The organism is Gracilimonas sp., assembly GCF_017641085.1.
Lineage (GTDB): Bacteria > Bacteroidota > Rhodothermia > Balneolales > Balneolaceae > Gracilimonas.
This window is the reverse complement of the sequence record NZ_JAEPPI010000002.1, coordinates 587,515-602,402: the sequence shown is the minus strand read 5'-3', so window position 1 is coordinate 602,402 and position 14,888 is coordinate 587,515. Positions and strand designations below refer to the sequence as shown.

Below are 14,888 nucleotides of genomic sequence, written 5' to 3'. Positions count from 1 at the left end.
AAAAACGCTCCGCACGCTCGACGTCGGAGCGTTTTTTATTTACCGATCAGAATAAACGGAGCCCAGTACACCGGGTGGTTGTAATAAGGGTGATCGATCATCGCCAGTTTGGCATCTCGGATAGCTTTGGTTTTGTAATCAATCATCGGGTGTTCATACATGCCAAACCAATCCAGGGTTTGATTCCACATACCGTAATCCTCTTGCTGATGAGCTAACATGCTGCTGTAAAAGTTCGACATAAACACCGATGTACTTCGGTCAAAAACTGACCATAAGCTTACCATCACCGATGAAGCTCCGGCGGAAAGAAATGAGCGCTGTAAGCCCAGCAGTCCCTCGCCAGTCACCAGTTTACCCATACCGGTATTACAGGCGCTTAGCGTTACCAGATCGGCATTCAGTTTCAGGCTGGAAATTTCGCGACTATTCAGGTGGCCGTCTTCCCCAAATAACGATTCCACTTCAGCTTTTTTGGAAAGTATGAGCCCGCTTCGAAACGGATTGGTTTCATCCACATTGGCGTGAGTAGCAAAATGCAGGATTCGATAATTCCCCAGATTATGGGATTTCAAAGTGGCTTCGGTAACATCATCATTCTTAAGAACCTTAACCTTACTGAAATTCACCGATATGGAATCCACCTCCAGCAAAGTTGAAGGCAATGAAGCAAATGAGGCCTGCGAACGCGCCGGGTAAGCTGCGCTTTCTTCACTTTCAAAACCGGAGCCGGCCAGAGCCAATAAGTCATATTCCGTATCCCGGTGAGGAGGTTGTATAAAAGAATAAATGGATGCAGAGGGCAGGTATTTAACCTGGAAATCCTGGATCAGATACCGGGTGTTTCTGCTTAAAGCTTCAAAGGGCAGGAAGCTCAACGGACCGTCCGGAATGATAACAAGGTTTGCTGTTTTCGGGCCTTCGACTTCTTCAAAAGCCGGAATCAAATAATCATACAAGTTCGAACCCTGCTCATATATCGTGCTTTTCTCTTCTGATTCAGTTATGGATTGGCGGAAACGGCGCACGTGCTCTGTAAAAAATGACCGGGCATCCGTTGAGCTCACTGAATCTATATAGGAAGCAGAAATATTATCTCGTTGTACCACCAACCTGATTATGCCGGTGTGGGTAAAAGCATACTCCACAACGGCCGTTTCTTTATTCAGCAATTCCTGTACTTTGCCGAGGGTTACCGGTCTCGGATAATCAAAATTCTTTAATTCTCTGCTGTTTAAATGAAGTTCGTTCAGAAAAGATTGGTACTCGAATTCCAGATCTTTGAGTTCTTCCCTGATTGCCGCAGCCCCCTCTTTTGAATCTGCTTGTTCAAGCTGACTGTATAACCGGTCTATTTGTTTAGCTTTCTGCTGCTTTTTGATCAGGGTAGCTTCGTCCAGCGTTTCGTACACTTTTTTACGGGCCTCGGCTAACTCATCCATCAGCACACGAGCTTTAGCAGCCTCAACTAAGTCAAAAGCCTTCTCCGGGTCATTCTTTTGGGTGACATACCAGGAAGCCACCTCGTTATAAAACCCGGCATAATCCCGGAAAAAGCCTGATCTGAAAGTAAGTCCAGCCACATTCGTTCGGACAGTATCGATCAAAGCAAAAGCCTTGTCGGCTAATGTAAAGGCGCTGTCCGATTCGATTTTACTGTAGGCCCCCGCAAGGTTTATGGTTGGCTCTATTTGTGAAGAAATACTTTGACCGGTATACAAGGTATACGCCCTTCTGTATTGATTCACGCTTTTACGGAATGCCCCTTGTGCCTCGTAAATTTCAGCAAGTACAGTATGAGCCTTTGATTGCTGCAAAGCATAATTACCCATGGAGATGTCTTTTGCTTCCTCAACATACTCTTTGGCTTCGCCGAACTTATCCTGCTTTAATTTTAACCCGGCAATATCCACATAAAGCTCAGCCAGCTCTTGAGGGGAATCCACTTTTTTCATCCAGTTCAGTGCTTCCCGGTAGAAACTATCAGCGTTATTCAGGTCATCATTCAGAATGGCCACTTCTGCCAGCTCTTTCAGGTTGTTGGCAATGGAACGTGGCCGTTCAGTCTGATAATTGGTTTCAAGGGCCTCATTGAAATAAGCCAGTGCATTATCATATTCACCCGAGCGCTTATAAAGCTGACCAATATTGATTAGCGTCTGCGTGATGTCATACGGGTTCTCCAGCATGCGGGATAGTTCCAGTGACTTTCCATAGTAGATGATGGCACTATCCGTTTGCCCCATATCATTAAAACTAACGGCCATATTATGATAAGCAACATCCATAAAGTCTGGGTTACCCTTCCTTTCCCTTATATCCATACTGTGCCTGATGTATTTATTAGCCTGTTTATGGAGTCCTAAATTTCTGAGCGTCAGAAACATGCCATTCAATACAAAGGATAAATTATACTCTTCTCCTATAGACTCATAAATTTCTTTTGCTTTTTTCTGATAAGAAAAGGCCTTTTCATAATCTCCGGAGTACAGGTAAGGGTAGGAAATATTATTATTTAGTTGCGCAATAAGGGATGAATCCTTAGTGACAGCCGCAAAGTCAATACTTTTTTGGTAAAACCCGGTTGATTTCTCGTATTGCTCCATCTGCCGGTACACCCTCCCCAAATTTTTAAATATTTGGGCTTTTAAAGAGGGCTCCGCGTTTCTTGGGTGATGTTCACTTACATATATAAAAAGTTCCTCCCCTTTCCTTACTTCACCCTGATTCAAGAAAGCATCACCTTGTCTCAAAATGGAAAGTGCCCAGTCTGCAGAATCACCAACCGATAGGTAACTTTCAGATGCTTCCTTAAACAGATCAGCCGCCTGCTCATACTTGGCCTGCCGGTACAAATCATGGGCCTGATTGTACAGCGAATCTGAAGCGGTATCTTGCGCCTTAAGTCCCGGAATAAATCCCGATACCATCAGAATAGCGGTTAAGTAAACGGTCTTCATGTACACTCTCATTATTGCAATTAATGCCAATATATTGTTTTTTTTCGATGAACAAGAAATAATCAAACAAAATGAAAGATACGTTGAGCAGCAATAGGGCAAACAATGCCGTGGACGATGACAAGCCCGGAGACGGCACCGATAACCCAGACGATGGAGGTAAAACAGGGGGAGGCTAAAAACTCTTTATATATAAAGATATAGCCACGTGATAAACGTGGCTTTTTTTATTCCCCAAACAGCGCATTCACAAAACCGGCCCGGTCAAATACCTGAAGGTCTTCGATTTTCTCACCCAGCCCGATATATTTAACAGGAACGCTAAGCTCGTGCGATACTCCGATTACGATCCCTCCTTTAGCCGTTCCATCTAATTTAGTGAGAGCCAGCCCGGTGATATCTACCGTTTCAGTGAACGCTTTTGCCTGCTGCATGGCATTCTGTCCGGTGGAAGCATCCAGTACTAAAATCACTTCATGGGGAGCTCCTTCCACCACCTTCCCCATCACCCGCTTTATTTTAGCGAGTTCTTCCATCAGTGCTTTTTTGTTGTGAAGCCGGCCGGCTGTATCAATCAAAGCAACATCACTTCCCCGGGCTTTAGCTGCTGCAACCGTGTCGTAGGCAACGGAAGCCGGGTCTGCATTTTGGCCCTGCTGGATGATGGGAACATCCGCTCGTTCGCTCCAGATTTTAAGCTGATTGACCGCCGCCGCACGGAAGGTATCTGCAGCTCCTAAAATCACTTTTTTGCCTGCTTTTTTATATAGGTGAGCCAGCTTTCCGATGGTGGTCGTTTTCCCGACTCCATTCACCCCAACCACTAAAATAACGTGTGGGTTGATGGGGAATTCAGCTTCAAATTCTGCGGGTTTATCAGGGGCATTGTCTTCCAGCAGGTGTACAATTTCTTCCCGGAGCATTGCCTGCAGCTCATCCTGCGTTACATACTTATCTTTGGCAACCCGGGCTTCAATTTTCTTAATAATTTCGATGGTGGTGTTAACCCCTACGTCCGAAGTAATCAGGATTTCTTCGAGGTCATCCAGAATGGCATCATCAACTTTATCTTTCCCGACAAAGGCCTTCCCGATTTTATTGAGCAGGCCATCGCGGCTTTTCTCAACACCTTCGTCAAGCTTTTCTTTTTTCTTCAGTCCTAATTTTTCAAGAAATCCCATATAAATAATAGCTAATTGAATTCTGCTCCGCTCATAATCAGGCGGTAGCGATTAAAGTAATCGATCCAGGAGATAATCATTAATGTGAGTGAACATGCCATCAAAAACATATGAACGCTTCCGGCATCCGGAAAGAAAAACACAGCGATCCAGTACAAGGCTAACACGTTCACAGAAATTTTTCCGGACATAATGGCCATGGCCACCTTATTATATTTCTTTTTGATATAGTACGAGCCCAGCATGATCATACTGTCCCGGATTACTGCAAATATCAAAAACCAAAGGGGAATCCACCCTATCCACACAGTGTACACGAACAGAACGAGAGCACACAGTTTATCGGCAATCGGGTCAATCATCTTGCCCAGTTCTGAGATGGTGTCGGTCTTTCGGGCAATAAAACCATCCAGGTAATCGGATATCACTCCATATACAATTAATACCATAATAGCGGTATTCACCTGCAAATCATTCAGGTAATGTAAATATACCACCGGAAAGGCCACTAAAATACGGCTGAACGAAATGGTATTGGACCAGGTAAATACCCGTCCTGTTACCTCCACTTTCTTGCCATCTATATTTTTGGTTGTATTAGCCAAACCTTGTTTTTAATTGCGATATTGCCTGTCCAAATTTACAGTCCTTAAGTCTCTAAAACCACCATGAACGAGCACAAATTACTGGTAGAGAAAACCCTGACATCGAAAGAAGTTTTTAACGGAAAGCTGTTGCACGTTTTCTATGATGAAGTCCGGCTGCCGGATGGTTCGACTTCTACCCGGGAATGGATTAAACATCCCGGTGCCTGTGCTGTGGTTCCAGTTTTTGATAACGGAGACCTGATGATGATCCGCCAGTTTAGATATCCCATGAAACAGATTTTCTGGGAAGTCCCTGCCGGTAAAATTGATACCGGAGAGCAGCAAGATACTACCGCTATGCGGGAACTTGAGGAGGAAGCCGGCGTTTCTACAACTGATTTCACCTACGTCGGGCACTTTTACCCCGGCATCGGATATTCCGATGAAGTCATCCATATCTATGTGGCCTGGAACCTGAAGCCGGTTCCGCAGAAAGTAGATGAGGATGAGTTTGTTACCCGCCAGCGTATTCCTTTCAAAGAAGCAGTCAATATGGTTCACTCCGGAGAAATCAACGATGGGAAAACCGTGATCTGTTTACTCAGGGCATGGCAGTGGTGGCAGAATAATGAGCCTTTCAAGTTATCTTAAAAACTAAAACAGGAAGCTTTATTTAATAATCCCTTCATCTTTAGCAAGCTCATACATGCTTTCATGCAGGTTTTCATTGTCCAGCTCGCCACGCATGCATAACTCGGTGACTTCCACTCCATTCAGCATCAGCACACACCCCATATCAGAGAGTACCTGATCAAATTTCCGGGGGTCGGTCTTGCTTAGTTTGTCCACATCTATTCCATCGGGACTGATCTTCTTGTTCACTAAAATATAGAATTGATCATCGGGTCCGTCTCCAAACGAAAATTCCTCTAATCCGGTATCTTTCAGTTTAAGCATGGCGTTCTAAAAATTCTCTGGCTTTAATAATTTCTGTGATTTCATCTGATTCTTTATCCACAATCCGAACCTGGAATAAGCTTATGATCGCCTGTTCCTTCAGCGTGGATATTACTTCATCAATAGTTTCGCATTCTTCGGTTTCACTCACAAGGTCGTTAATGCCTTGCACAATATACCGGTACTGCTTATCACTTTTCTTTTTTGAAGTTTGGAGTGATGGCTCCTGAGGCTCATTAAAATACTCGCGGATGGCTTCTTCCGTAACATACCAGCTAACCCCCAGCTTTCGCCCCCGGATTCGTCCTTCCCGAAGGTAAGTTCGCAAAGTCATCTTTGAAATTCCGAGTTGCTCATGCAGGTCATCGACCGAATACAGCGTTAAATCTCCTACTGTCTTGGGCATTTCGCTTTTTAATTATCAAATTTTGATTACTGTTTATCACCTTTAAACTACAAATAATTTATTATTAGTTGCTATTAGTTATCGAAAAGAAATTAGATTTGGTCGAGGCACCGGTTCCGCCGTATATTGGAAGCAGTTATTCAAAAAAACAAGCCCGGCAGCTAAAACCTGTGCGGGATTTTTTATGCCTGCCTCTCACTAATCCTTGCTTCTAATCCGGTTACATTCCTTTTCATTCCCGGTTTTTTGTTAGGATGCGGTTCCCTAATTTATCCCGATGATTAATAAGTGTTACGCCCTCTTACTCCTTTTCCTTCTTTCTTCTTGTTCGGCCAGCCAAACATATATTAACCGGGAAGACGGCGACCCCTTTTCTCTTTCTCCCCCCGACAGTAATGACTTAGTCTATCGGGTATTCCTGATCGGTGACGCCGGCGCCCCTTCCTTGGATGTTCAGGAACCAAACCTGAAGTTCCTTCAGCAACAACTTGAAAAGTCCGGCGAGCGAAGTGCTGCTGTATTTTTGGGTGATAATATTTACATGAATGGACTCCCTGACTCTGCTCATCCGCGAAGAGCTTTTTATGAGCAGCGATTAATGGAGCAGCTCAAAACCGTTGACAACTTTAAAGGACGTGTGGTTTTTATACCCGGCAACCACGACTGGGATGATGGTGGACCTGATGGTGTAGAGGCCGTAAAGCGACAAGAACGTTTTGTGGAATCGTACCTGAATCGTGGCAATACGTTTTTGCCCGACAATGGCTTCCCTGGACCGGTATCCGTTAAACTTCTGGACGACAATGACGACCCCCGGCTTCGCGAAGACATCCGGCTTATTGTTTTAGATACGCAGTGGTGGCTTCACAAATACGACAAACCATATGGCGATACCGGAGAGTATGAACTCTTTGATGCCGGCGATATCCTTATCGAACTGGATGACATTCTGAAAAAGCAACGAAATGATTATTTGTTGATTGCTGCCCACCATCCTTTAAAAACAAATGGGAATCATGGCGGATATCTGCCTCCTTCCACCCACCTGAAACCGCCCGTTTTTGGGAGTTTATATGCGTTGTACCGCAGAGTGTTTGGCAACCCACAGGATGTTCACCATCATCAATATGCAAAAATGGTGGACGCACTGGAGAACTTATTTCACACCTATGAACTGGAGGATTTGATATATGCTTCCGGTCATGCACACAGCCTTCAATATCACCGCGAGGAAGGCACCCGCATCAATCATCATTACCTGATCAGCGGTTCCGGCACAAAAGAGAATTATGTAGCCTCCGGGCGGGGCGCTGAGTTTATCCACTCCGGAAACGGATTTTTGACTATTCAATATTATGGGGATGGGTCTGTCTGGCTGGAAGCGTGGACTCCCCAAGGAGATGGGTCTACCGGAAAATTACTGTATCGAAACCAACTTAAGCCCCCTTTCGAGGAGGCCTTTCCTGATCAGGATTCCATAGAGGATGTGGCTGACATTGATTACACCGACAGCACAAAAGTGGCTGCTGCCAACCATGATTATGATGGTAAGAACGGCCTGTTCGAGTTTTTTATTGGGGCACATAACCGAAAATACTGGTCGGTTGAACATGAGTTCCCTGTGTTTGACATCACCGAAGTGGAAGACGGGTTAACGCCCGTACGAACCGGGGGGAAAGGACAATCTACCACCATTCACCTTGAACGCGAAGACGGCCGGGATTTTGTGCTCCGCTCAGTTGACAAAGAAGCCGGCCGGATCTGGGATGAAGAACTCAAGAAAACCATTGCCCGGGATTTAGCCCAGGATCAGTTCTCTATCATCAATCCCTATTCCGCATTGTTGATCCCAACACTTGCAGATGCCATCGGCACTTATCATACCAACCCCGAGATCTATTATGTGCCGGACGACCCCAAGCTTGGCGTCTATGCCGATGAAATAAGCGGGCAACTTGCTCTGTTTGAAGAACGCCCCAACGGCGACATGAGTGATGTTGCCAGCGTTGGATTTACTGAAGAAGTGCTCAGCAGCACGGAACTACTTCGCGAGCTGGATAATGATATAGATCATCGTGTGGACCAACAAGCTTTTGCCAAAAACCGGCTCTTAGATATGCTACTGGCCGACTGGGATCGGCATGAAGACCAATGGCGATGGGCTTCTTTTGAACCGGAAGACGAGAAAGGCAAAATCTACAAACCCATTCCACGCGACCGGGATATTGCACTAATGAACATGACCGGTGTAATACCTTCACTGGCTAAAGTGCTGGGGCCTTTTTCCCAGTATCAAAATTTTTCTGACGACTATGGATATCTCAAAGGGTTAAATAATAACTCGCTGGCTATGACGCGCCGGTTCACAAATCAGCTTACCAAAAAAGACTGGCTGGATATTGCGGAAGACATCAAAAACTCCCTTACGGATGAAGTGATAGAGGAAGCCGTTCGAAACTACCCGGCACCGGTTTTTGAGAAGTTTGGAGATGAAACCATCCGAACGTTTAAAATCCGCAGAGACAAAATAATTGATGTTGCTGCCGACTACTATGAACTGATTTCCGGTGTGGCTTCAATTCAGGGAAGCAACGAGCGGGAGCTATTTGAGGTGCAGGTGCTTAGCGCCGATGAAATACAGGTAAAAGTGTTTAAGCTATCGGGAAAAGGAGAGGTTCGGGAGCAATATTATGAACGTGTTTTCTCCCGAAATGAAACCCATGAATTACGCCTGTATGGAATGGGCGATGACGATATTTTCCGATTGAATGGAGAGGAAAAGAATAATACCAAAATCAGGATTGTCGGCGGTTCGGGAAATGATGTGTACTCGGATTCAACCTCCCGTAAAGGCTTGTTCCGCCAGGTTGAAATTTATGATACAAGGAATGGCAACTCCGTATCGAAAGGCTCTAACACCGATGTAAACCTCTACGACAAAGCCGAAAATATTCATTACAATTACAGCAAGGATTTCCGCTGGAATACCATCCGTGCCAGCCTATTTTTTGAATACAATAACGATGACGGTTTGTTCCTGGGCGGCGGGCCGAACATCATTCAAAATGGCTTCAGAAAGCAACCGGCGTCTGTTCATTATCCGCGGGCCAATTACGCCCCGCTTACCGGAGCTGCAAACGTACGCTATAATGGAACCTGGTATGATGTGATCCAAAAGTGGGATGTCAAATTGGAAGGGGAGTTTTTATTTCCCAAGAGTTATAAGAATTTTTTCGGTTTCGGAAATGAAACGACATTGCAAGACCGCTCTTTGAATTATTACCGAGCCCGCCTGTATCAGTACTCCATTGAACCGGGAATGACCATCCAAAAAAACATCCTGGAGCTTTATGCCGGTATTAACCTGCGTGGTACCAATGTGGAGAAAGACCCGAACAACATTGTCACCGACCCAACACAGGGAATCCCACGTGGCGATTTTGACGAACAGTGGTTTACCGGCTTGGTAACTTCCCTTCACTTTTCTGATTTAGATAATGGCCTTAACCCAAAACAAGGATATCGACTTATTCTGGATGGGGAGTTAAATGTGGGAGTTCTGAATACGGACGAAACCTTCAGCCGGCTTCAGTCTGAACTGGAGCTGTACTTCTCACCCCGGCTTGACCCGCAAATTACCATCGCCAACAGAGTCGGCTCGGCCCATAACATTGGAGACTTTCCATTTTACGAGGCCAATACCCTTGGAGGCACCACCAACTTAAGAGGATACAACGGGCGTCGTTTTTCGGGGAGAACCAGCTTTTTCAATAACACCGAGCTGCGCGTGGAGCTCTTCGATTTCTACAACTACCTGTTAGGCGGAAAGGTGGGAATCAGTGGCTTTTTTGATGTGGGCCGCGTTTGGTTTGAGGGAGAGAATTCCGAGCTTTGGCATACCGGCTATGGCGGAGGCATTTGGTTTAATGTGTTTGAATCTTTTTTAATCAATTCGAGTATTGGTGTCTCGGAAGAAGGAACCTTGTTTTCAGTGAAAGCAGGATTTTTATTCTAATGCCCATATTCTTTAAGGCTTAATTATTGAGTATATTTATACAGGTCAAACCTATCTAAATCACCAAGTCACAATGCCATAACTGATGGCCAAAACTAATAACATACGATTGCTCGCTGCCATCATGTTTGCCGATATTGTCGGTTATTCAAAAATGATGCAGGATAATGAGGCGAACGCAAAAGAGCTTAGAGACCGTCAGCGATCTGTAATCGAGAAGTCTTTACTGAAGTATCACGGGCAGGTGATGCAGTATTATGGGGATGGCACGCTCATCATGTTTGGCAGCGCCCTGGATGCCGTAAACTGCGCCAAAGAAATTCAGGAAGTACTTCGAAGCGAACCGACTGTGCCCCTTCGCATTGGCATTCATATCGGGGATGTGGTGTACGATGATGAAGGCATTTATGGAGACGCTGTAAATGTAGCTGCTCGGGTTCAGGCGCTGGGAATTACAGGCTCGGTTATGATTTCCGGGAAGGTGTTTGATGAAGTCAAAAATCACCCCGGTATTCGCGTAGAGGCTTTCGGTGAACATGAGCTTAAAAACATCTACATCCCTATAAGCATCTATGCCCTGGCCGATCGCGGCCTCGAAGTCCCCAAACAAAGCTACATCGAAGAGCTGACCGGAAGTTCTCAAAAGAGCATCGCTGTTTTACCCTTTACCAATTTCAGCTCCGAAGCAGACAACGAATATTTTAGTGACGGCATCACCGAGGAGATCATCAACACCCTCACAAAAGTAAAAGACCTGCGCGTTGCCTCCCGAACCTCTGTATTCGCCTACAAGAGCGTAACCAAAGACGTCCGCGATATTGGCAAAGAATTGAATGTAGCGACTCTTCTGGAGGGCAGTGTGCGCAAGGCCGGAAATCGAATCAGAGTTACCGCCCAGCTTATCAATGCTGATGATGGCTTCCATATCTGGTCTGAAAACTTTGACGGGGAAATGAAGGATATTTTTTCGGTGCAGGACGAAATTGCTCTTAAAATCGTAACCCGATTGGAGGACAGTTTCACTGAACAGGAAAAAGATCGCCTTTATGAATCTTCCACACAGAATATTGATGCCTATAATTATTACTTACAGGGGCTTTTTTACTGGAACAAACGGTCTCCCGAAGCTGTCAAAAAAGCCATTACCTACTTTGAGAAAGCCATCCGTGAATGCAATACCTACACCAACGCCTACTCCTATCTTGCAAATTGCTATACCTACCTCGGAACCATAGGACATATGCCGGGCGAAAAAGCGTTTACCAAGGCAGAAAAGAATGCGCTGAAGGCTATTGAGATTAACAATTCCCGGGCCGACTCTTACATTGCCCTGGGTTTCGTGAACCTGTTTTTTAAGTGGGATTTTTACACAGCCGAATCCAACTTCCGGAAGGCCATAACCATGGAGCCCAACAGCAGCGAAGCCCGGCAAGCTTTGTCATTTTATAACCGGATTGTCGGTCGGTTTGATAAGATGCTTCAACAAGCGGAAGCAGCTGCCAAAATTGACCCTCTTTCTCTACCGGCACTGCTCGAATTAGGCCGCTCCCATTGGGTGGTTGGCAATTATGAAAAAGCCCTGAACTCATTTAATGAGGCACTCGATTTAGATCCTCTTTTCCGTGCTGCGTTGGAAGGAAGGGCGTTGGTTTATATGAGCCAAAAGAAATATGACAAAGCCTTGCGGGCCGCCAAAAAGTACATCGACCTCATCGATTCTAAGTACAAAGGAGGCTCTCAGCTTGCCTGTATTTACGCTTTGATGGGAGATAAAAAACGGACGGAAGAAAGTATCGAACTCATCAAAAAAAGAGAAAAAGACCAGCCTAACCAAAACCTGACGCTGGATTATGCCATGGTATATGCCGCTCTTGGCGATAAAGACCGGGCCTTCAAGTACCTGAATAAGGCGTATAAACAAAAACTCGGCTCGCTCCTTTTAATACAAACACTGCCCGTCATAAAAAACCTGAAAGGCGATCCGCGGTTTGAAGATCTGGTTCATAAGATCGGACTTCCTAAAGAATCAAAAGTGAGCCTCAACGCTCATTAATTCATTGCCTTTTCGTATCTTAGCGATTCACAACTCGGGAAAACCATGTCAGACACACAACAAGAAAACCCTCAACCGGAAGAGGAAAAGAAAGATCTCGGCTCACGCAAGCGGGGTGTTTCAGATATGTTTCGGACTTCGTACCGCACTCACATTGAGCTGAGTGCCATTGCAGATAACAAGTCCAACATCATGATCAGCATCAACGGGATTATTATATCTATTATCCTTGCATCCATCTCCCCTAAAATTGATTCAAACCCCTGGCTACTCATCCCGACTTCTATTTTACTGGTAACCTGTATGGTTGCCCTGGTGTATTCGGTTTTGGCAGCCCGCCCGAGGGTTAGCAAAGAAGAAGTATCGCTGGAAGATGTGCGTTCAAACCGGTCGAACATTCTGTTTTTCGGAAATTTTAATAAGCTGAACCGTGAAGATTATGTAACCGGCATGGAAGAGCTGATGACGGACAGCGAACGTCTGTATGATACCATGGCCCGCGATTTATATGGATTGGGATCTGTTCTTTCTGAAAAATACCGGCTGATCAGGATTGCCTACAACGTATTTATGGTTGGGCTGGTGCTATCGGTAAGCAGCTTTATTTTGGTTTACCTGATAATTTCGGGAGGCTTCGGTTTTTAACCTTCCTCTTCTCCATCGATGTTTTTGTATGCCTGAGTGATGCGCTGGTTCATCAGGCGACGGTAGTTTTTAAACTCATATTCACTCACCGTAAACTCAGAGCGATACTCCCCGTCAAAACATTCTACTTTTAGTTTGTTGGGCTTGTCCGTCTCCGAGATAGTAACCTGAACATTTCCGAGCCTGTATGAATCTCTTTCTTCCATGAATTATTTTTTTCAGGAAGGTAAAAAAATCTGCTTTCAGCTGTTGAACTTTAACCGCTTTTAAATTGGTTTCATGCATAACAAATGCCTCAGATTTACTATTTTTCATCTTTAACCAATTTATTTCGTTAATGAAGAAGAAAGTTGCCATTACTATCGTGGTTTGTGCGTTCCTTGGGATTTTTATGTACAACTCCCTTTCCAAGGTTCAACCCAATGTAATAGAAAACGCCCCTGAATGGATTCCGATTAATGAAGCCCAGAAAGTAGCCGCATCTACCGATAAGCTTATTTTTGTGGATGTATATGAAATCGGCTGCAAATACTGCCGGGCAATGGACCGGGAAGTATTCCCGGACTCCACCGTGCGCCAGGTACTGGATGCCAACTACATCCCCGTTCGTATCGATGGGAACTCAACGGAACCTATTCAGTTCAACGGACAGGAAATCCCCTCCAAAGAATTCGCCCAAAGCAAAGGGGCCTATGTATTTCCTACTTCCCTGATCCTGGACACACAGGGAAACGTTATCAAGAAAAAAACAGGTTATATGGGCGTAGATGAATTCCGACAGTTCTTATACCAATAATCAGGATTAACCAAAGACTTATTATGATTTTCAAAAAACTGACCCAACACTTACTGCCTGTTGTTGCGCTGCTTGTATTTTCTACCGGGTGCAACAGCCAAACCAACGACACCAAGACCCCTCCGGCCTCTGACCTTAGCGTTGAGGCCCAATTAGTTGTAGAAGGAATCCGTATTGGCTGGGGAATTGGCTTTCTCCCCAATGGAGATATGCTGGTAACCGAGAAAGGCGGAACCCTGTACCATATCAGTGACGGTGAAATTGTTGCTGAAATTACCGAAGGCATTCCTTCTGATCTTGATGTGAACGGACAGGGAGGTTTCCTTGATGTAGAAACCCATCCGGATTACGAAGAAAACGGCTGGATTTACTTTTCCTATGCTTCCAGCCAAGGAGAAGGCTCAGGCAGTAACACAAAAATTATACGCGCCAAACTGGATGGAAACAGCCTGACTTCCATTGAAGAAATTTATAAAGGAACGCCCAACTCCCGCCGCGGACAGCATTACGGAAGCCGCATTGTTTTTGACGATAATGGATATCTGTTTTTCTCCATCGGAGATCGCGGAAATCGTGATGTTAATCCCCAGGACATCAATCGTGACGGCGGTAAGATTTATCGGTTGAATGCCGATGGCTCTGTTCCGGCTGACAATCCTTTTGTAGGCAAAGACGGACTTGATGCCATGTACACCTATGGCCACAGAAATCCCCAGGGAATGGCTGTTCATCCTGAAAGCGGACTGGTTTGGTCGCACGAACACGGCCCGCGTGGTGGGGATGAAGTCAACATCATTGAACCGGGTAATAACTACGGATGGCCGGTTATCAGTTATGGTATTAATTACGATGGAACCGAGTTTGCCGAAGACACCGCCCGCGAAGGCATGGAGCAGCCCATCACTTATTGGGATCCATCAATTGCACCATCCGGAATGGCATTCATCACCAGTGATAAATATCCGGGCTGGGAAGGAGATCTTCTGGTAGGTTCTTTGAAATTCGCCTATATCGCCCACTTAGATTTGAATGGCGATGAAGTTGTAGGTGAACAAAAACTGGTAGAAGGTGCCGGAAGAATCCGCGCCGTTGAGCAAGGTCCTGACGGCTACATTTATTTTTCTGCGGAAGGAGATGGAATTTACCGGTTAGTCCCCACTGAAGACTAAACACTTCTTCTTATATTTTTTTCTGAAAGCCTGATTGTTTGGTCAGGCTTTTTTTATTGGCCACCCATTTCTCATTTGCGATAAAATTTTTTGTAAGGAATGGGTGATTTATCGCTCTT

Annotated in this window: 12 protein-coding genes; 6 read left to right on the top strand and 6 right to left on the bottom strand. The window is 45.3% G+C overall.

What is annotated here, in order from left to right; genetic code table 11:
* Positions 1-35 precede the first annotated feature (35 nt).
* The 3 genes from JJ941_RS09695 to JJ941_RS09685 all read right to left on the bottom strand — a co-directional run bounded on the left by JJ941_RS09695 (position 36) and on the right by JJ941_RS09685 (position 4,746).
* The gene (locus JJ941_RS09695) at positions 36-2,960 is read right to left on the bottom strand and encodes a CHAT domain-containing protein (protein WP_290964407.1); all 2,925 of its coding nucleotides are present in this window, start codon (positions 2,958-2,960) and stop codon (positions 36-38) included.
* A gap of 227 nt (positions 2,961-3,187) precedes the next feature.
* Complete coding sequence (gene ftsY / locus JJ941_RS09690; RefSeq protein WP_290964404.1) at positions 3,188-4,141, bottom strand: signal recognition particle-docking protein FtsY; 954 nt, start codon at positions 4,139-4,141, stop codon at positions 3,188-3,190.
* Between the two features lie 11 nt (positions 4,142-4,152).
* Complete coding sequence (locus JJ941_RS09685) at positions 4,153-4,746, bottom strand: CDP-alcohol phosphatidyltransferase family protein (protein WP_290964401.1); 594 nt, start codon at positions 4,744-4,746, stop codon at positions 4,153-4,155.
* A gap of 63 nt (positions 4,747-4,809) precedes the next feature.
* Here JJ941_RS09685 and JJ941_RS09680 point away from each other — a divergent pair, with 63 nt between their 5' ends.
* A complete protein-coding gene (locus JJ941_RS09680; RefSeq protein ID WP_290964398.1) occupies positions 4,810-5,379 on the top strand; it encodes an NUDIX hydrolase in 570 nt (189 codons plus the stop codon).
* A gap of 18 nt (positions 5,380-5,397) precedes the next feature.
* On the opposite strand, the gene JJ941_RS09675 is transcribed toward JJ941_RS09680, so the two are convergent.
* Together JJ941_RS09675 and JJ941_RS09670 are read right to left on the bottom strand one after the other, a co-directional pair.
* Positions 5,398-5,685, bottom strand: coding sequence for a hypothetical protein (locus JJ941_RS09675; protein WP_290964396.1), 288 nt, complete (start codon positions 5,683-5,685; stop codon positions 5,398-5,400).
* Complete coding sequence (locus JJ941_RS09670; protein ID WP_290964394.1) at positions 5,678-6,091, bottom strand: helix-turn-helix domain-containing protein; 414 nt, start codon at positions 6,089-6,091, stop codon at positions 5,678-5,680. Before JJ941_RS09670 ends, JJ941_RS09675 begins: the two co-directional genes overlap by 8 nt.
* A gap of 277 nt (positions 6,092-6,368) precedes the next feature.
* Between JJ941_RS09670 and JJ941_RS09665 the strand changes: the two genes are divergently transcribed.
* The 3 genes from JJ941_RS09665 (at position 6,369) to JJ941_RS09655 (ending at position 12,804) form a co-directional block, all read left to right on the top strand.
* Positions 6,369-10,106 (top strand): BamA/TamA family outer membrane protein, encoded by a 3,738-nt coding sequence (locus tag JJ941_RS09665; RefSeq protein WP_290964391.1) that lies wholly within the window; start codon positions 6,369-6,371, stop codon positions 10,104-10,106.
* Between the two features lie 85 nt (positions 10,107-10,191).
* Positions 10,192-12,159, top strand: coding sequence for a tetratricopeptide repeat protein (locus JJ941_RS09660; protein ID WP_290964388.1), 1,968 nt, complete (start codon positions 10,192-10,194; stop codon positions 12,157-12,159).
* Between the two features lie 45 nt (positions 12,160-12,204).
* Positions 12,205-12,804, top strand: coding sequence for a Pycsar system effector family protein (locus JJ941_RS09655; protein WP_290964385.1), 600 nt, complete (start codon positions 12,205-12,207; stop codon positions 12,802-12,804).
* On the opposite strand, the gene JJ941_RS09650 is transcribed toward JJ941_RS09655, so the two are convergent.
* Positions 12,801-13,010, bottom strand: coding sequence for a hypothetical protein (locus JJ941_RS09650; protein ID WP_255133907.1), 210 nt, complete (start codon positions 13,008-13,010; stop codon positions 12,801-12,803). The two genes, JJ941_RS09655 and JJ941_RS09650, sit on opposite strands and share 4 nt — an antisense overlap.
* Positions 13,011-13,141: 131 nt before the next feature.
* On the opposite strand from JJ941_RS09650, the gene JJ941_RS09645 reads away from it, so the two are divergent.
* Positions 13,142-13,600 carry a thioredoxin fold domain-containing protein gene (locus JJ941_RS09645; RefSeq protein WP_290964381.1) on the top strand — a complete coding sequence of 153 codons (459 nt, stop codon included), beginning with the start codon at positions 13,142-13,144 and terminating at the stop codon, positions 13,598-13,600.
* A gap of 23 nt (positions 13,601-13,623) precedes the next feature.
* Positions 13,624-14,769, top strand: coding sequence for a PQQ-dependent sugar dehydrogenase (locus JJ941_RS09640; protein ID WP_290964378.1), 1,146 nt, complete (start codon positions 13,624-13,626; stop codon positions 14,767-14,769).
* Positions 14,770-14,888 lie beyond the last annotated feature (119 nt).

Coding starts and splice junctions, on each gene's coding strand:
- JJ941_RS09695 (WP_290964407.1), bottom strand. CDS start 2,960: ATGAAGACCGTTTACTTAACCGCTATTCTGATGGTATCGGGATTTATT.
- ftsY (WP_290964404.1), bottom strand. CDS start 4,141: ATGGGATTTCTTGAAAAATTAGGACTGAAGAAAAAAGAAAAGCTTGAC.
- JJ941_RS09680 (WP_290964398.1), top strand. CDS start 4,810: ATGAACGAGCACAAATTACTGGTAGAGAAAACCCTGACATCGAAAGAA.
- JJ941_RS09675 (WP_290964396.1), bottom strand. CDS start 5,685: ATGCTTAAACTGAAAGATACCGGATTAGAGGAATTTTCGTTTGGAGAC.
- JJ941_RS09670 (WP_290964394.1), bottom strand. CDS start 6,091: ATGCCCAAGACAGTAGGAGATTTAACGCTGTATTCGGTCGATGACCTG.
- JJ941_RS09665 (WP_290964391.1), top strand. CDS start 6,369: ATGATTAATAAGTGTTACGCCCTCTTACTCCTTTTCCTTCTTTCTTCT.
- JJ941_RS09660 (WP_290964388.1), top strand. CDS start 10,192: ATGGCCAAAACTAATAACATACGATTGCTCGCTGCCATCATGTTTGCC.
- JJ941_RS09655 (WP_290964385.1), top strand. CDS start 12,205: ATGTCAGACACACAACAAGAAAACCCTCAACCGGAAGAGGAAAAGAAA.
- JJ941_RS09650 (WP_255133907.1), bottom strand. CDS start 13,010: ATGGAAGAAAGAGATTCATACAGGCTCGGAAATGTTCAGGTTACTATC.
- JJ941_RS09645 (WP_290964381.1), top strand. CDS start 13,142: ATGAAGAAGAAAGTTGCCATTACTATCGTGGTTTGTGCGTTCCTTGGG.
- JJ941_RS09640 (WP_290964378.1), top strand. CDS start 13,624: ATGATTTTCAAAAAACTGACCCAACACTTACTGCCTGTTGTTGCGCTG.